This window comes from Streptomyces sp. NPDC000941 (assembly GCF_053599555.1).
In genome coordinates, this window is the sequence record NZ_JBSFMM010000233.1 from 1 (window position 1) to 17147 (window position 17147).

A 17147-nucleotide genomic window follows, 5' to 3' on the forward strand; every position below is an offset into this window, starting at 1 on the left:
CGCCGAGCAGCTCGCCCTCGACGACCTGAAGCGCGATGTCCAGGACGTCATCGGTCAGCCGGCGGCCGTTGGGGAAGCCGGCCTGGTCGCCGTCCAGGACGCCGAGGCGCTTGGGCTTGTCGGTCGGCTTGATCGAGGTGTTCAGGCGCAGCATCTCGGAGGCCTTGACGCCCTTGACCTGGTTGAGGTCGGGGACCCCGGTGAGGAAGACCTGTTCGAGGTCCTTGCGCGGGGCGTCCTGCGCCTTGATCTTGAAGATCTGCTCGATCAGCTTGGGCAGCTCCGGATCGTCCACGTTGTCCAGGAACTGCGCGTCGTCCTTGGGCTCCGAGGCGTTGAACTTGTCCTTGTCCTTACGGGGATTGACAACCTCGTTGACCAACGGCATGCCGAGCCGCGAGACCTGGGCGTAGTCGCCGTAGGCGTCCGCGCGCTGGGTGGTGGACCACATACCGATCACCGGCTGCTCATGGGACTCGCGCACCTGGTCGGTCGGCACCTGGAGGGCCAGCGACTGGACGTTGTAGCCCTTGAGCGTGTCGTTGCCGACCTCGGACAGGTCGCCGCCGTACAGCAGGTCGAAGACCCGCAGATCGGCGAAGAACGGGTCGTCGGCCTGGCCGGCGAAGGCCGTGGCGCCGCCGTACACCTTGCGCACCGCCTGGTCGCGCAGGGCCGCGTAGTCCGGCATGGACGCCTTGCCCACGTTCGAGGGGGCCACGACCAGATCGTCCGCGATCTTCGTGCGCTCGCCGGCCTTGCCGTGGCGCATCTTGATGAGCTCGATGTCGTACGTCTGGAAGAAGTTCAGGTCGTGGTCGTCGAGCGAGGTGACCGGGCCGGTGTTGTACAGGAACGTGTCCTCGTTACGGACGTGGTCCTTGAAGGTCCAGCGGTAGATCAGGTCTTCCCGGGCGTCGCCGTCGTTGTCGATGCGCAGGTCGTACTGGGCGTCCTCGGCGAACTTGAAGAAGTTCGGGCCGCCCGCCGGGTCCTGGAACGGCAGGAAGTCCGCGATCAGCGTCGTCGTGTCCGCCTTGTCGGGGCTCACGAACGCGTAGACGTCGGTGGTGTCGTACTCCGGCTGGCCCGAGATCAGCGGCGCCTCCCGGTGGCTGGAGGCCTCCGCCTCCCCGGGCCCGAGCGCGGCCACACCGGCCGCCGCGAGCCCTCCCGCGACCAGCGCTCCGCCCACGAGCGCGGCCACACTCCTCTTGGTGATTGAGGTCATCTGGGTCGGTCCTTCGTACGTGTGGTGGACAGGCTGATGCCGGCTATTCGGAGCGGTCGGCCGACCGGATTGGTGGGTCGGTGGATTTTTTTTGGCGGCGTCGCGAAGCAACCGAAGACGGGGCAGCTGAGACGGATGGCAGGAAGCGGGGTTTGCCGCGTGAGTGTGGAGCAGACGGGAGAGCGGGGTCCGGTACGCGGGTGGGTGGGCGGACAGGAGCGAGCAGCGGAGCGCGGGCGTGGCCCGGACGACCTGCTGCCGCTGGTCGCCGTCGGAGACCACCGTGCGTTCGAGGACCTGTACGGCATGGTCTCGGGGCCCGTGTACGGGCTGGTGCGGCGCGTGCTGCGGGACCCGGCGCAGTCCGAGGAGGTCGCGCAGGAGACGCTGTTGGAGGTCTGGCGCACCGCCGGGCGGTTCGACCCGCGCCGCGGCTCCGCGCTCGCGTGGATCCTCACCCTCGCCCACCGCCGCGCCGTGGACCGGGTGCGGTCTGCCCGCTCGGCGGCCGACCGCGAGGCGCGGGTCGGCGGGCAGACGGAGGGCCCGGCCTTCGACCAGGTGGCGGAGGCGGTCGAGGGGCGTCTCGAGCGCGAGTGGGTGCGCGGCTGTCTGACCCGACTCACCGAGCTGCAGCGGCAGTCGGTCACCCTCGCGTACTACGAGGGGTACTCCTACCGGGAGGTGGCGCATCGGCTGGCCGTACCGTTGGGGACGGTCAAGACGCGGATGCGGGACGGGCTGACGCGGCTGCGCGAGTGCTTGGGAGCGGCGGTATGACCAATGACCGGTCAGCCGACCGGCGAACGGACGGAGCCCCGGCGTATCGGGGCGGCAGGGGGCGCAAGGCGCACGCCCTGGCGGGCGCGTACGCCCTCGATGCGCTGGACCCCAAGGAACGCCGGCGGTACGAGAAGCATCTGGCCCGCTGCCCCGGGTGCGCCCAGGAAGTGCGCGATCTGGCGCAGGGCGCGGTACGGCTGGCGCGCGCGGTGGCCGCCCCGGCGCCGCCCCAGATGCGGCAGCGGGTGCTGGCGGCCGCTCAGGCCACCCCACAAGAGGCGCACTCGGCGGCGGACGGCGGATATGCCGCGCCGCCCGCCCGCGCCGCCCACGCGGGCCGTTCAGGGCCCGGCGGGCGGCGGGCGCGCGGCGGGGGCTACCTCAGGCGCCCCGTGTTCGGCCTGCGGCTCGCCGGGGCCGTCGCCGCCCTGTCCCTGATCGCGGCCGCCGTGCTCGGCGTCGAACTGGTCCGCACCCGCGACCGGCTCGACCAGGAGCGCGGTGCGACGCGCGCCGTCGAACAGGTGCTGTCGGCGCCGGACGCCCATGGCGTCAGCGGACGCGACGCCCAGGGCCGCGGTATCAACGCCGTCACCTCGCGCCGGCTCGGCGCCGCCGTGGTCACCGTCTCCGGGCTGCCGGCGCCGCCCGGCGGGCGGACGTACCAGCTCTGGATGATCGACGCCCCGCCGGAAGAGGCGCAGGGAGAGTCGTCGGGGGGGTCGTCAGGCGGGTCGCCGGGAGGGTCCGCCGCGCCCCGTTCGGCCGGTCTCCTGAAGGGCAGCGGGGAAGGGACGCCTCTGGTCACGGGCGGCTTCGGCGCGCATACGGAGCGCCTGGCGGTGACCCTGGAACCAGATGGCGGATCGACCCGGCCCACCACGAATCCAGTCGTGCAACTGGCCCTGGGTGATCCATGATTCGCGATGGACGCGTCAACGCCCTTGACGCGGAGGTGAATCAGCGACCTGGGGTGCGTGGGTGACGGCTCGCCGAGGTAGGGTTACTCTGCCCGGGGCGGGTGCCCTCGACGGGTGGGGAGTGACATGGAGCAGATAACAGTACGCAGCAGGCCACGAGTGCCTGCCATCAACTGCGGGAGCGGGTCGACCAGCGCCCGGCTCGACCGCCATCTCGCGGTGTTGGGCGGCCCTGCCGTGCCGCAGCGGGAGGCCGAGGGCGCCACGGTGCTGATGCAGGAGCTGACCGCACGGGACCACGCGCGCACCGAGCGGAACAGGGGCTCCAGGGTCTCGCTGTTCGCACCGCTGCGGCGGCTGCGCCGTTCGCTGTTCGGCAGCCGCCGCTGAGCCTTTGGGCGTACGTGGCCGGCCGGTTGATTCCGGTCGGCCCGGTGAGCCCGAAAAGCCCGGTTGGCCTGGTTGGTCCATCCCCAGGGCCCGCCGCGGTCGTCTGCCGTCCGCGACAGCTGTGTCGTCGTCCGCATCCCGGACACGGAGATTCCGGCCCCGCTCCAGCCGGTGAGCCCGTGCCAAGATCGTTCTCCCGGGATGCGGACCGCGACGCGCTCGGCACCCCACACGCACACGTCCTCGCCCCGGAGGCGTGTGCGTCGCCCTTGAGCGCCCCGTCCGTACGACCCGCGCCTCCGGCTTCTCCGGCTTCAGACCAGCGCGAACTGCCCGCCCGGACCCTCCTCGTGATGATCCAGCACGGACGCCGGGCGCCGAGCCGCGGCAGGCACCGGCAGCACGCCCGCCTCGCCCAGCTCCGCCGGGCCCATACGCGGCCCGGCCGCCAGCCGTTCGGCCAGCGCCCGCCGCGCCGGGCGCTCCTCGGCGAGCAGCGCCAGCACGGTGATCAGCTCCAGCAGCTCGGACGTCCAGTCGCGCGGCCAAGCCGCCGGGAGGACGGCCTCCAGTGCGCCGGGCTCACCACGGGCCGTACGGCGCTCGAACCAGGTCTCCAGGACCCGCGCCCCGCCCGCATGGAACTCCCACGCGCCGCGCGGCACCGGTGATATCCGCCCCGCCCCGAGAAGCAGGGCCGCCTCGTCCGGGTCGTACGCCAGGGTCTCGGGCAGCCCGCGCTCGGGGAGCGCGGCGCGTACGTAAGGGCGCTGGCCGCCCGGCATACGCGGGCGTTCGCTGCTGTGCGCCCCGCGGGTATGCAGCCACAGCGCCCGGCGGCCCAGTTCCACCCCCGCCTCCCAGGTCTCGGGGTCGGCGGTCAGCGGTACCGCGCACCCTTCCGGGCGGTGACCGGCCACCGCGGCGACCCAGGCCAGGAAGTCCTCGGCCGCCACCGGCCGGGCCAGCTCGGCCGCCAGCTGGTCGAGCAGCCCCGGCGCCAGGTTGGGCTCGCGGCCGCCGGGACGGCGGTAGAGGGGCCGGATCCGCCCGGGGCGGCCCGCGGGGGAGTAGCCGTCCGGCAGCAGCGCCGAGAACGTCAGCGTCGGACCCGGGTCGGGCCCGGCCCCCTCGACGGCGTGTAGCTGCCGCTCGTCGGCCACCCGCCACAGCTCCGGCCGGGCGGCGTCGATCAGCCGGTGGTCGGGGATCAGCCACTGCTGGTCGTACGGCCCGTGGGCGACCCGCACCGGCTCCGGGCAGGGCCCGCGCTCGCCCGCCAGCGGGGCGGTGGAGGTCCGCTGCCCGGGCAGCTGCGGCACGGCGCTGTGCAGCGTACGGGAGCGGGTCGGCCGGAACAGCGCCGCCCGCCCCGCCTCGTCACCGGCCCCGACCAGCCGCTCCCAGCGCGCCTTGAGCACCGCCGGATCCGGACCCATCACCCACGTCCGCCCGAGCCGCAGCGGCCCCACGGACCAGGGCATCAGATCCGCCAGCAGCGGTGCGTCGGCCCATACGGCCCGGTCGGCCTCGGTGGCCTGTGTCGCCGTCACACCGCAGCCCTTCCCCCGGCACGTTCTCCCACTCCCACCCCGCATCGTATCCACGCGTCGCACGGCGTCGGCCGCCCGCGGCGGTCACTGCGCCTCGACCGTGACCGTGAACGAGAAGCGGTCTCCCCGGTAGTGGATGCGGGCGACGTCGACCGCCCGGCCCGTCTCGTCATAGGTCACGCCCGTGTAGTGCAGGATCGGGCTGAGCAGCGGGACCCGTAGCAGCCGGGCCGTCTCCGGGTCGGCCAGCCGGGCCTCGACGGTGTCCGTGATGCGGCTGATGCGGACGCCCACCGCGTCCCGCAGCACCTTGGTCATCGGCCAGCGCGACAGGTCGGCCACGTCGATGCGCGTCGCGAGCTCCGGGCGGACGAAGTTCTCGGCCCAGTTGGTCGGCTCGCCGCCCGCCGTGTCGCTCCGCAGCCGCCGGTAGGACATGGCCTCGCGCAGGCCCGGGAAGTGCTCCGCGAGCTCCGCCGGTACGGGGACGGGCCCGTGGCCGAGCACGGTGGTGCGCTCGCCGGACTGCTGGGCCACGATCGCGTCCACCGAGCCCAGCAGCCGCACCGGCGCGCCGCGTCGCGCGTTCGGCTCGATGAAGGTGCCGCGCCGGCGGTGGCGGCTGATGAGTCCTTCGGACTCCAGCTCCTTGAGGGCCTGCCGCATCGTCAGGACGCTGACCCCGTAGTGGGCGGCCAGGCGGTCCTCCGTGGGCAGGCGCAGCGGCTCGTGGGGGCCGCGGCCGAGTATGGAGGCCCGCAGGGACTGCGAGACCTGGTACCACAGCGGCAGCTTGCGGTTCAGGGTGAGGGAGTCGGGGGCGAAGGTGGTCACCGGAAGTGCCGCTCCAGGCCCTGCCAGACGTCGTCGTAGCCCTGCTGGAGGTGGTCCGCCTCCCGCGCCTGCCGGGTGGCCGTCACGGGCCAGCGGGTCTCGAACATGAAGGCCAGCCCGTCGTCGACCTTCCGCGGCGTCAGCTCCGCGCTGCTCGCCCGCTCGAAGGTCTCCTGGTCGGGGCCGTGCGCGGACATCATGTTGTGCAGCGAGCCGCCCCCGGGGACGAAGCCTCCCTTGCCGGCGGTCTTGGCGTCGTACGCGCCCTCGATCAGGCCCATGTACTCGCTCATCACATTGCGGTGGAAGTACGGCGGCCGGAAGGTGTCCTCGCCGACCAGCCAGCGCGGCGCGAAGACGACGAAGTCGACGTTCGCCAGGCCGGGGGTGTCCGAGGGCGAGGTGAGGACCGTGAAGATCGACGGGTCCGGGTGGTCGTAGCTGATGGAGCCGAGCACATTGAAGCGGCGCAGGTCGTAGACGTACGGGACGTGGTTGCCGTGCCAGGCGACGACGTCCAGCGGGGAGTGGTCGTACGTCGCGGACCAGAGGTTGCCGCAGAACTTGTTGACCACCTCCACCGGGCCCGTGGCGTCCTCGTACGCCGCGGCCGGGGCCAGGAAGTCGCGCGCGCCGGCCAGCCCGTTGGCGCCGATCGGGCCGAGGTCGGGGAGGACGAAGGGGCGGCCGTGGTTCTCGCAGACGTAGCCGCGTACGGCTGGGTCCAGCGGTTCGACCCGGAAGCGTACGCCGCGCGGCACCAGCGCCATATGCCCCGGTTCGGCGCGCAGCCGGCCGAACTCGGTGTGCAGCAGCAGCCCGCCCTCCTGGGGCACGATCAGCAGCTCGCCGTCGGCGTCGCTGAACACCCGGTCGACCATGGGCGCGTTCGCGGCGTAGAGGTGGATCGCCATACCGGAGCGGCGCGTGGCGTCGCCGTTGCCGCCGAGCGTCCACAGGCCGGCCAGGAAGTCGGTGCCGGGGGCGGGCTCGGGCAGCGGATCCCAGCGCAGCCGGTTGGGGTCCGGGGCGCACTCGGTGAACGGCGCGCCGCGCAGTGCGCCGTTGTCCACCCGGACGAAGGGCGGGTGCGCGGCGGACGGGCGGATGCGGTACAGCCAGGAGCGGCGGTTATGGGTGCGCGGCTCGGTGAAGGCGGTGCCGCTCAGCTGCTCCGCGTACAGCCCGAGCGGGGCGCACTGGGGGGAGTTGCGGCCGATGGGCAGCGCGCCGGCGACGGCCTCGCTGCTGTGCTCATTGCCGAACCCGGAGGAGTACACCAGCCCTTCGGCCGTCTTGCGCGCCCGCTCGATGTCCGTACCGCCGCTCATCGTCCGGCTCCCGCCACTTGGTCACTCGGTCACTCGGGGTTCTGATTCCTCTGTATGACCATAGGAATCGAAACCGGGTGCGTCAATGATCGGGCAGGATGGTGGCGTGCCCATACCGACCCTCCGCCGCGCCCCCGTCCAACGCCGCAGTGCCGAGCGCCTCGGCCGGATCCTCGACGCCTGCGCCGAACTCCTCGACGAGACCGGCTATGAGGACCTGAGTACCCGCGCTGTCGCCGAGCGCGCCGGCGTGCCCATTGGCTCCGTCTACCGCTTCTTCTCCAACAAGCGGGCGATGGCCGAGGCCCTGGCCCACCGCAATCTCGACCAGTACGCCGTCCGCATCACCGAGCGCCTGGCGAAGTCGGGTGCGGAGGGTACGGACGGCACGGACGGCGGGGGCTGGCGGGAGGCCATGGATGTGGTGGTCGACGAGTATCTGGCGATGAAGCGCGGGGCGCCGGGCTTCGCGCTGGTCGAGTTCGGTATGCCGGTGCCCGTGACCGCCCGGCCCGAGCAGCCCAACCACCTGGTCGCGGACCGGCTGCGCGGGCTCCTGGGCGAGCGGCTGGGTCTCGAGGAGTCCGGCGAGGCGGGGGAGCGGGTGCGGGTGGCGTTCCTGCTCGCCGTCGAGACGGCGGACGCGCTGCTGCGGCTGGCGTTCCGCGTCGACCCGGAAGGCGACCCGGTGATCGTGGCCGAGACCAAGGAACTGCTGCGCTCGTATCTGGCGGGGGTGCTCGACTGAACGCCGGCCCTCCCCCACATGCATACCAGTCGGTAGGGTGAGGAGCCGTCGCGTCACCGTTGCCGCCGCCGTCCCCAGGAGGGACCGATGAGCCGTACCGCTCTGCGCATCTGCCCGCTGTGCGAGGCCACCTGCGGGCTGACCCTGACCATCGAGGAGGGGCGGGTCACCAGGGCGCGCGGGGACGGTGCCGATGTCTTCAGCCACGGCTTCATCTGCCCCAAGGGCGCGTCGTTCGGCCGGCTCGACGCGGACCCGGACCGGCTGCGCGAGCCTTTGGTGCGGCGAGGGGCCCGGCTGGAGCCGGCGGGCTGGGACGAGGCGTTCGCCGCGGTGGAGGCCGGGCTGCGGCCGCTGATCGAGCGGTACGGACCGCAGGCGGCGGCCATATTCCTCGGCAACCCGAACGTCCACACCATGGCCGGCGGGCTGTATCCGCCGCTGCTGCTCGGCGCGCTCGGCACCCGCAACGTCTTCACCGCCAGCACCCTCGACCAGATGCCCAAGCATGTCTCCAGCGGGCTGCTCTTCGGCGACGCCAACGCCATCCCGGTGCCCGACCTGGACCGCACCGACCACCTGCTGATCATCGGCGCCAACCCGCTGGACTCGAACGGCAGCCTGTGCACCGCCCCCGACTTCCCCGGGCGGCTCAAGGCGCTGCGGCGGCGCGGCGGGCGGCTCACCGTGGTCGACCCGCGCCGCACCCGTACGGCCGAGGCCGCCGACCGGCATCTGGCCATCCGGCCCGGTACGGACGCGCTGCTGCTGTTCGCGGTGGTGCAGGTGCTGTTCGCCGAGGACCTGGTGGCGCCGGGGCGGGACGGCGAGTTGGCGGCGGGCGTGACGGGTGTGGGCGAGGTGCGGCGGCTCGCGGCGGACTTCACGCCCGAGGCGGTGGCCGCGGCCTGCGATGTGCCCGCCGAGGAGATCCGTACGCTCGCCCGCGAGCTGGCCGCAGCCCCGCGCGCCGTCGTCTACGGGCGGATCGGCTCCACCACCGTCGAGTTCGGCACCCTCACCAGCTGGCTGGTCGACGTGGTGAACACCCTCACCGGCAACCTCGACCGGCCCGGCGGGGCCATGTTCCCGCTCTCCGCCACCGGCAGGGCGCCGCGCCCGCCGCGCCCCGGGAAGGGGTTCGCGCTCGGCCGCTGGCGCAGCAGGGTGAGCGGGCACCCCGAGGCGAAGGGCGAGCTGCCCGCGGCCGCGCTGGCCGAGGAGATCGAGACGCCGGGGGAGGAGCAGGTCAGGGCGCTGATCGTGATAGCGGGCAACCCCGTGCTCTCCGCGCCGGACGGCGACCGGCTGGACCGGGCGCTGGCCGGGCTCGACTTCATGGTGAGCGTGGACCCGTATCTGAACGAGACCGCGCGCCATGCGCACGTCGTCCTGCCGCCGCCCCCGCCCAGCCAGAGCCCCCACTTCGACTTCGCCTTCAACACCTTCGCCGTCCGCAACCAGGTCCGCTACAGCCGCCCCGCCGTCCCGCTGGACGCGGACCGGCTGAGCGAGTCCGAGATCCTGGCGCGGCTGGTGCTGTGCGCGGGCGGGCACGGCGGCGCCGACCCGGCGGCCGTGGACGCCATGGCGATCGACGCGGCGCTCGGCAAGGCCGTGGCGGACCCCGGGTCGCCGGTGTACGGACGCGACCGGGGAGAGCTCGCCGCCCATCTCACCGGGGTCGGCGGCGACGAGCGGCGGCTGGACATGATGCTGCGGCTCGGCCCGTACGGCGACGGCTTCGGCGCCGATCCCGACGGGCTGACCCTGGCCAAGGTGCTGGCCCACCCGCACGGCATCGACCTGGGGCCGCTGCGCCCCCGACTGCCGGGCCTGCTCAGGACCCGCAGCGGCACCGTCGAGCTGTGCCCGGAGCCGATGGCCGCCGAGGTGGAGCGGCTGCGCCGGGCGCTGAGCGGGCGGGCGGATGGGCTGGTGCTGGTCGGCCGGCGCCATCTGCGCTCCAACAACAGCTGGATGCACAACATCCCCGCGCTGGTCGGCGGCAGCAACCGCTGCACCCTCCAGCTGCACCCGGAGGACGCGGCCCGGCTGGGCGTGGTCGACGGCGGTCTGGTGCGGGTCAAGGGGGACGGCGGGGAGCTGGAGGCGCCGGTGGAGGTGACGGACGCGGTACGGACCGGAGTGGTCAGCCTGCCGCACGGCTGGGGGCACGACCGGCCCGGCACCCGGATGTCGGTCGCGGCGGCGCACGCCGGGGTGAATGTCAATCAGCTCATCGACGGCTCCCGGCTCGATCCGCTGTCCGGCACCGCGGTGCTCAACGGCTGCCCGGTGCAGCTCACGGTCGTCACTCCGCGCGTTACCACATGCTAACCCGGCTGACCTGGGGTTTTGCGCTTATTGCTCACGCGTCAAGACCTTGTTAACGGAAAGTTGCGCCACCTAACGTCACCTCGTCCGCCAGTTCTGCGGGAGTTCAAAGGTGAACGTGAGGTAGCCAAATATGCTGACAATCCTCGGATTCGTCATGATCGCCACCTTCTTGGTGTTGATCATGATGAAGAAGATGACCCCGATGGGCGCGCTGGTGCTCATCCCGGCACTCTTCTGCGTCATCGTCGGGAAGGGGGCGCATCTGGGGGACTACGTCCTGAAGGGCGTCGGTGACCTCGCGCCCACCGCGGCCATGCTGATGTTCGCGATCATCTACTTCGGAGTGATGATCGACGTCGGCCTCTTCGACCCGATCGTCCGGGTCATCCTGCGGTTCTGCAAGGCCGACCCGATGCGGGTGGTCGTCGGCACCGCCATACTCGCCGCGATCGTCTCGCTCGACGGCGACGGCTCCACCACCTTCATGATCACCGTGTCGGCCATGGTGCCGCTGTACCGGCGGCTGAAGATGAGCCTGGTGGTCATGACCGGTGTCGCCGCCATGGCCAACGGCGTGATGAACACGCTCCCCTGGGGCGGCCCCACCGCCCGCGCCGCCGCCGCGCTCAAGCTGGACGCCAGCGACATCTTCGTGCCGATGATCCCGGCCCTCGCCGCCGGCCTGCTCTTCGTCTTCGCCCTCGCCTACGGCCTCGGCCTGCGCGAGCGCAAGCGCCTGGGGACGCTGACCCTCGAGGACGTCACCGCCGACCCCGAGACGGTGCTGGTCGGCGCCGGTTCCGGTGCCGGTGCCGGTGCCAAGGGTCGTAAGGGCGGCAAGAAGGTCACCGGCGGTGCGGGCGGCGGCACCGACGCCGAGGCGCCCGAGACGCACGGGGCGGCCGGGGCGGCCGAAGACGGCGACGAGGAGCACCAGGGGCTCGACCCCAACCGGGCCACCCTGCGCCCCAAGCTGTACTGGTTCAACGCGGCCCTCACCATCGCGCTGCTGACCATGATGATCCGCGAGGACCTGCCGATCCCGGTCCTGTTCCTGCTCGGCGCCGCCATCGCGCTCACCGTCAACTTCCCGAACGTCGCCGACCAGAAGGCCCGTATCGCGGCCCACTCCGAGAACGTCGTCAACGTCTCCGGCATGGTCTTCGCCGCCGCCGTCTTCACCGGCGTGCTCACCGGCACCGGCATGGTCGAGCACATGGCCCGCTGGCTGGTCGACGGGATCCCGGACGGAATGGGCCCGCACATGGGCCTGGTCACCGGCATCCTGTCCATCCCGCTGACCTACTTCATGTCCAACGACGGCTTCTACTTCGGCATCGTGCCGATCCTCGCCGAGGCCGGCGCCGCGCACGGGGTCGCCCCGGTCGAGATCGCCCGCGCCTCCCTGGTCGGACAGGCCCTGCACATGTCCAGCCCGCTGGTCCCGGCCGTCTATGTCCTGGTCGGCATGGCGAAGGTCGAGTTCGGCGACCACACCCGCTTCGTGGTGAAGTGGGCGGCGCTCACCTCGCTGGTGGTGCTCGGCGCGGGTCTGCTCTTCGGCATCATCTGACCTGTGAAGATACGAGAGCCCGGTAGGGGCTGGCTGCTGCGCCTGGTCATCGCCTTCGCCTTCGCACAGGGGGCGGTGAGCATGGCCCGGCCGGCCGTCTCCTACCGGGCTCTCGCGCTGGGCGCCGACGCCCGGGCGGTCGGCGTGATCGCGGGCGTCTACGCCCTGCTGCCGCTGTTCGCCGCCGTACCGCTGGGGCGCCGCACCGACCACGGGCGCTGCGCCCCGCTGCTGCCCATCGGGGTCGCGCTGATCGCGACCGGCTGCGCGCTCAGCGGCCGGGCCGGGTCGCTGCTGGAGATGGCCATCTGGAGCGGGGTGATGGGCCTGGGCCATCTGTCCTTTGTGATCGGCGCCCAGTCCCTGGTGGCCCGGCAGAGCGCCCCGGAGGACCAGGACCGCAACTTCGGCCACTTCACCATCGGCGCCTCCCTCGGCCAGCTCATCGGCCCCATCGCCGCCGGGCAGGTGGTCTCCGAGCACGCGGACGCCCTGGCCAGGACCAGCGCGGCCGCGCTCTACGTTTCCGCCGTCGTCGCGACCTTCGCGGTCACGTCCATGTGGCGCATCGAGCACCGCACACCGGCGGCGGACCGTACGCGGGCGGGCGCGGCGGGTTCGGACCGTACGCGGGCGGAGGACCGTACACCGGCCGGGGCATCCGGCCGCTCCGAGGGCGGCGGGGCGCGCTCCGGCCGGGTCTCCGTGGCCGGCATCCTGCGCACCCGGGGCGTGGCCTCCGGCATCTTCATCAGCCTCGCCGTGCTGTCCGCCACCGACATCCTCACCGCCTACCTCCCTGTAGTCGGCGAACAGCGGTCCATCGCGCCCGCGGTCATCGGCCTGCTGCTGAGCGTGCGCGCCGCCGCCACCGTCGCCTGCCGGCTCGTGATGACCCCGATGATCCGGCTGGTGGGCCGTACGGTCCTGATGGCCGTCAGCTGTCTGGGGGCCGGGTTGCTGTGCGCGGCGCTCGCCCTGCCGGTGCCCGCCTGGGGGCTCGGGATCCTGCTGGCCGCGCTCGGCTTCTGCCTCGGCGTCGGCCAGCCACTGTCCATGACCACCGTCGTCCAGGCCGCCCCGGACGGGGCCCGCTCCACCGCCCTGGCGCTGCGGCTGACGGGCAACCGCCTCGGCCAGGTCGCCGCCCCCGCCGCCGCGGGCCTGCTGGCGGGGCTCGCGGGGACCGCCGCGCCCTTCGTGATGCTCGGCGTGCTGCTGCTCGCCTCGGCGGGCGTCGCGATACGCCCCGTACGCTCCGCCAAACGCGGCGCCCCACCACCCGTCCCGGCGCAGGCGCCCGCGCCCGCTACGGAGCCCTCGGCCGAGCCACGCGGCGCCCGCCCGCCCGCCTGAGCCCCGGTGCGTAGTCAGGGTGAGCCGCCCGAGTGGGCCTAAGCGCTTGCTCACCGGCATGTAGGGTGTCCGCCATGAACGCGGAGGCGAAGAACACCGAGGGCGCCCCCGAGGCGTGGCGCGACATCACTCCGGACGCGGCCCGGCGACTGATGACCGCCGCGGTGCACGCCTTCGCCGAGCGCGGCTACCACGCCACCACCACCCGCGATATCGCGGGCCGTGCCGGTATGAGCCCCGCCGCGCTCTATATCCACTACAAGACCAAGGAAGAACTGCTCTACCAGATCAGCAAGGTCGGCCACCGGTTCGCGCTCGACCTCCTCGAGGAGGCCAGGGACGGCGCCGGCACCCCCGCCGAACGGCTCGCCCACGCCGTACGCTCCTTCGTTCGCTGGCACGCCGAGCACCACACCACCGCCCGCGTGGTCCAGTACGAGCTCGGCGCGCTCGCCGACGACCACGCCGCCGAGATCACCGCGATGCGGCGGGCCTCGGACGGCGCGGTGCGCGCGATCGTCGAGGACGGGGTGAAGGCGGGCGACTTCGACGTCGCCGATGCCCGCGGCACCGCCGTCGCCGTCCTGTCGCTGTGCATCGACGTGGCCCGCTGGTTCAACCCCCACGGCCGCAGCACCCCCGACGAGGTCGGCGAGCTCTACGCCGGGCTGGCGCTGCGCATGGTGGGCGCGGCGGGTTAGGTCCTGGCAGGCATGTCGGAAGCGGCCAGTAGCCTCAGGCACCATGGGCATTCAGATCGATGTAGTGGCGGGTTACCCGATCAACGATGAGATGGAGAGGGTGCTCGGGTTGGCCGAGGCGGTCGGTGAGCCCATCACGGTCACGTTCATGTGGGAGGGGCGTGAAGAGGCGGAACGCGCGGTGCTAGTGCCCGCGGCCACGCTGGCGCTCTGGGAACATTGGGCCCCCACCGCCTACCCGACGAGTGACGCTGGGGACGAGAACCAGGCTGTGGCGGAGGAGCCGGAGCTGGCCCACCCAGCGGAATTCGGCGCGTTCACGCTCTTTCGCCGTCGTGTAGGAGGGCGCACGGCGGTTGCTCGCAAAGGCGTGGTGGTCGCCGAGCTACTGGACCCCGACGAGGCGCATTGGCTCCAGGAGAAGGCCCGCAATGTCCGCCAAGGCTTCATGGATCCGAAGCAGAAGGCGGCGTTCGAGGAGTTCCTTGCCCGGCAGGGATCCCTGGATGAGCAGTGACGCGCCGACTCATGCTTCGTGGCTTTGTCATTGATCTGCGGGCTCTGGCCCACTTCAAGAAATGGGCCAGTTCACTGGGCGCTGCGGCAGCCGCCGGGGCCCCAGCAGCGGATCATCGCCCTCCACGTGAGAGGGTCGCGAACAGCTCCTGCCCGGGTGTTCGTTGAAGTGGTTGCACGAGAGGCGGGTGGCTGGCTGGAGGCATAGGTGAAGAGCCCTGACATGTCCCGCGGTGCTCGCCTGGCCGCCCACGGTGCCGTTTCCACATCGCTGGCGCTATGCAGTGATCGCAAACTGCACGAGCTCGTGGACGCCGCGACACCGATCGGTTCCGGCATCGGCGGGAAGACCGTACTGCTGGAGGTCGACGGAATCTCGGTCTTCGCCAAGCAGGTACCCCTAACCGACCTGGAGCGACGGCCGGAGAACGTTCACTCCACGGCGAATTTGTTCAAAGTGCCTTCCTTCTGCCAGTACGGTATCGGCGGCCCGGGCTTCGGCGCCTGGCGGGAGCTGGCCGTGCACACCATGACGACGAACTGGGTGATCGCGGGAGACTCCGAGGGTTTCCCCCTGATGTACCACTGGCGCGTGCTACCAGGCCCTGGCCAGCCACTTCCCGAGGAACTGGCCGATGTGGAACGAGCAGTCGCCTACTGGGGAGGCGGATTGGGGGTACGCCGCCGGATCGAGGCTCTCCAGCAGTCCACGGCGAGCCTCACGCTGTTCCTGGAGTACATCCCGCAGAACCTGCACGACTGGTTGGGCGCCCAGATCGGAGCCGGTGACGAGGTGGCCGAGCAGGCCTGCGCCATGGTGGACAACGAGCTGCAAGCCGGCACCTCGTTCATGAACGCCCGCGGGCTGCTGCACTTCGACGCCCACTTCAAGAACATCCTGACCGACGGCCACCGCCTGTACTTCGCGGACTACGGCCTCGCGCTCTCTTCCCGCTTCGACATGTCCAGGGACGAGGCCGGCTTCCACGACCGGCACCGGAGCCACGACCGCTGCTACACGGCCTCGTACCTGGTGCACTGGCTGGTCACCACCCTGTACGGGTACGGGTGGGACGAGCGCTACGCGCTGGTGCGCGCGTGCGCCGAGGGCGAGCGCCCCACGGGAATCCCGGAGGCGGCCGCGGAGATCATCGCCCGCCATGCGCCACTCGCCGCGGTGATGTGGGACTTCTTCCGCAGGCTCCAGGAGGAGAGCCGGGAGACCCCCTACCCGCTGGAGGCGATCCGCCGGATCGGACAGCAGGACAGCCCGTCTGATGCGGCGACGGGATCGTAGAACCCCCTGGGGCAGCAGCACACTCCACCGTCCCACCGCAAGCCACGTCGTAGCCGGGTCGTCTGAGGATGTCCCATAAATCCCAGTGACCGAGGGGCGGGTGGCATCCGGGTCGGGGCAGCCGCCACGGCGGACAAGTCCAGTTGCCCGGGCATCGCCGTCTGCTGTGAAGAAGCCGAGAGGAACGCTGAGCCGATCTTCTGGGCAGCGCGTCAATGGCGGCGAGCAGTCAGTAGCCAAGCCACGTCGACGAAGGCGATTGCGCCCCAAACCCAGCAGACGACCGTGACGCCGGTCGGCGCCCATGCTGTAGCGAAGGCGCCCAGACTGATCGTGCCCAGCACCACCCCTGCACTGCGCCTGGTGGCCAGTGCGGTACGGAGGGGACCCGGCTCGGCCAGGCGGTCCGCCAGATACGCGTCGAAGGCTTCGGCGACCTGGTCGTCGATGTCGTCGCGCATCCGGGCATTCAGCGAGTCAGACACGAGTGGCCCCCTCCGATGCGATAGCCGTCCAAGCGGTAGCTGCCACCTGCGGTATGTCTGCAGTCGCGAGCGCCCTCTTGATCATTTCCTTCTGCATCTCGCCCCCGAGTGTTCGGCCCATCCGTGGACCGTCATGCCTGCCACCGTAGCCCCTGCAGAGACTTTCTGCAAAAAATCTCTGCAATCACTGCAGAGACTCTCTGCAGTAGGGTGGCGACATGGCTGAGCGTCCCGAGACACGAGTTCTTACCGGCCCGGACCTCAAAGCATTCTCCAAGGCGCTGTCCAACCCGGTGCGCCGCGACATCCTGAGTTACCTCGGCGAGCATGGTGAAGCGAACTCCACCAGCGTCGCCAAGGCGCTCGGCGAGAGCACTGGCACGACCAGTTACCACCTGCGCAAGCTCGCCGATCTCAAGCTGATCGCCGAGATCGAGGAGCGGTCCAACGGCCGGGAACGCTGGTGGAAATCGCTTATGGCGGACATCTTCACGCCCCCGGGGCTGGCGATGACAGCCGACGAGCGCGAGGCCGCGCTGGAGATCGGTGCGCTCAAGATGACGCAGGACCTGAACCTGGTCGTCAAGGCATACGCCGGCTATGACACTTCGGCAGGGTGGAATCAGATCTACCGCTCTGGCCTCTGGATGACGAAGGACCAGGTGGCGGCGTTCGTCGAGGAGTACCGGACCTTGCTGCACAAGTACGTGACGGAGCCAGGCAGCCGGCGCCCCGACTCTCGCCGCATGGCCGTACGCATGGTCATGCTTCCTGACGGGGGTTCTGGTTTCGCCCCGCCCGCGGAGGCGGACGGGCGTTAAGAGTGCGCTTGATCTAGGTTGATCGCCCCTTATGCTCCAAGGGCCGTGCAGTAACCGTCGGCTGCGCCGTGCAATTCCGGTTCAACTCCTCGCCTTATGCGTGCTGGATGCAATGCCAGTGACTTTGCGGTGAGTTTGGGACACGGACACGCCGACGTCACGACGTGTCCGTGCGGCAACAGCAGCCTGTTCGCCGAGCTCTACGACCACCAGGACACCCTCCTGAAGTACTACGAGACGCTGTTCACCGCCGAGAACCACTACATGT

Annotated in this window: 16 protein-coding genes; 11 read left to right on the forward strand and 5 right to left on the reverse strand. The window is 71.4% G+C overall.

Features of this window, described 5'->3' with window-relative positions; genetic code table 11:
* The coding region (locus tag ACWDSL_RS44345) for a DUF4331 domain-containing protein (protein ID WP_450494237.1) at positions 1–1231 on the reverse strand (1231 nt) is incomplete at its 3' end.
* 204 nt (positions 1232–1435) lie between these two features.
* Between ACWDSL_RS44345 and sigK the strand changes: the two genes are divergently transcribed.
* The 3 genes from sigK to ACWDSL_RS44360 all read left to right on the forward strand — a co-directional run bounded on the left by sigK (position 1436) and on the right by ACWDSL_RS44360 (position 3324).
* A complete protein-coding gene (sigK, locus tag ACWDSL_RS44350) occupies positions 1436–2011 on the forward strand; it encodes an ECF RNA polymerase sigma factor SigK (protein WP_450494264.1) in 576 nt (191 codons plus the stop codon).
* Positions 2008–2934: an anti-sigma factor gene (locus ACWDSL_RS44355; protein ID WP_450494239.1), complete on the forward strand. Its 927-nt coding sequence runs from the start codon at positions 2008–2010 to the stop codon at positions 2932–2934. The genes sigK and ACWDSL_RS44355 overlap by 4 nt, the downstream gene beginning before the upstream one ends.
* Before the next feature lie 126 nt (positions 2935–3060).
* Positions 3061–3324, forward strand: a complete 264-nt coding sequence (locus ACWDSL_RS44360) for a hypothetical protein (RefSeq protein WP_450494240.1) — start codon at positions 3061–3063, stop codon at positions 3322–3324.
* A 314-nt stretch (positions 3325–3638) separates the two neighbouring features.
* Here the strand turns inward: ACWDSL_RS44360 and ACWDSL_RS44365 are convergent, their stop codons facing one another.
* The 3 genes from ACWDSL_RS44365 to hmgA form a co-directional block, all read right to left on the reverse strand.
* Positions 3639–4877 carry a type ISP restriction/modification enzyme gene (locus tag ACWDSL_RS44365; protein WP_450494242.1) on the reverse strand — a complete coding sequence of 413 codons (1239 nt, stop codon included), beginning with the start codon at positions 4875–4877 and terminating at the stop codon, positions 3639–3641.
* A gap of 84 nt (positions 4878–4961) precedes the next feature.
* The gene (locus ACWDSL_RS44370) at positions 4962–5711 is read right to left on the reverse strand and encodes a GntR family transcriptional regulator (RefSeq protein WP_450494244.1); all 750 of its coding nucleotides are present in this window, start codon (positions 5709–5711) and stop codon (positions 4962–4964) included.
* Entirely contained in the window at positions 5708–7042 is a 1335-nt protein-coding gene (hmgA, locus tag ACWDSL_RS44375) for a homogentisate 1,2-dioxygenase (RefSeq protein ID WP_450494246.1), read from the reverse strand. Before hmgA ends, ACWDSL_RS44370 begins: the two co-directional genes overlap by 4 nt.
* 85 nt (positions 7043–7127) lie before the next feature.
* Here hmgA and ACWDSL_RS44380 point away from each other — a divergent pair, with 85 nt between their 5' ends.
* The 7 genes from ACWDSL_RS44380 to ACWDSL_RS44410 all read left to right on the forward strand — a co-directional run bounded on the left by ACWDSL_RS44380 (position 7128) and on the right by ACWDSL_RS44410 (position 15573).
* A complete protein-coding gene (locus tag ACWDSL_RS44380; protein ID WP_450494248.1) occupies positions 7128–7790 on the forward strand; it encodes a TetR family transcriptional regulator in 663 nt (220 codons plus the stop codon).
* An 87-nt stretch (positions 7791–7877) separates the two neighbouring features.
* Complete coding sequence (locus ACWDSL_RS44385) at positions 7878–10130, forward strand: molybdopterin oxidoreductase family protein (protein WP_450494250.1); 2253 nt, start codon at positions 7878–7880, stop codon at positions 10128–10130.
* A gap of 130 nt (positions 10131–10260) precedes the next feature.
* Positions 10261–11703, forward strand: a complete 1443-nt coding sequence (locus tag ACWDSL_RS44390; RefSeq protein ID WP_450494252.1) for a CitMHS family transporter — start codon at positions 10261–10263, stop codon at positions 11701–11703.
* Between the two features lie 3 nt (positions 11704–11706).
* A complete protein-coding gene (locus ACWDSL_RS44395) occupies positions 11707–13059 on the forward strand; it encodes an MFS transporter (protein WP_450494254.1) in 1353 nt (450 codons plus the stop codon).
* A gap of 74 nt (positions 13060–13133) precedes the next feature.
* Positions 13134–13760, forward strand: a complete 627-nt coding sequence (locus ACWDSL_RS44400) for a TetR/AcrR family transcriptional regulator (RefSeq protein WP_450494256.1) — start codon at positions 13134–13136, stop codon at positions 13758–13760.
* 43 nt (positions 13761–13803) lie between these two features.
* A complete protein-coding gene (locus ACWDSL_RS44405) occupies positions 13804–14277 on the forward strand; it encodes a hypothetical protein (protein ID WP_398532330.1) in 474 nt (157 codons plus the stop codon).
* Between the two features lie 222 nt (positions 14278–14499).
* Complete coding sequence (locus ACWDSL_RS44410; protein WP_450494258.1) at positions 14500–15573, forward strand: protein kinase family protein; 1074 nt, start codon at positions 14500–14502, stop codon at positions 15571–15573.
* Positions 15574–15785: 212 nt separating this feature from the next.
* Here the strand turns inward: ACWDSL_RS44410 and ACWDSL_RS44415 are convergent, their stop codons facing one another.
* Complete coding sequence (locus ACWDSL_RS44415; protein WP_450494260.1) at positions 15786–16058, reverse strand: hypothetical protein; 273 nt, start codon at positions 16056–16058, stop codon at positions 15786–15788.
* 218 nt (positions 16059–16276) lie between these two features.
* Here ACWDSL_RS44415 and ACWDSL_RS44420 point away from each other — a divergent pair, with 218 nt between their 5' ends.
* Complete coding sequence (locus ACWDSL_RS44420; RefSeq protein ID WP_450494262.1) at positions 16277–16879, forward strand: ArsR/SmtB family transcription factor; 603 nt, start codon at positions 16277–16279, stop codon at positions 16877–16879.
* The last annotated feature ends 268 nt before the right edge of the window (positions 16880–17147 follow it).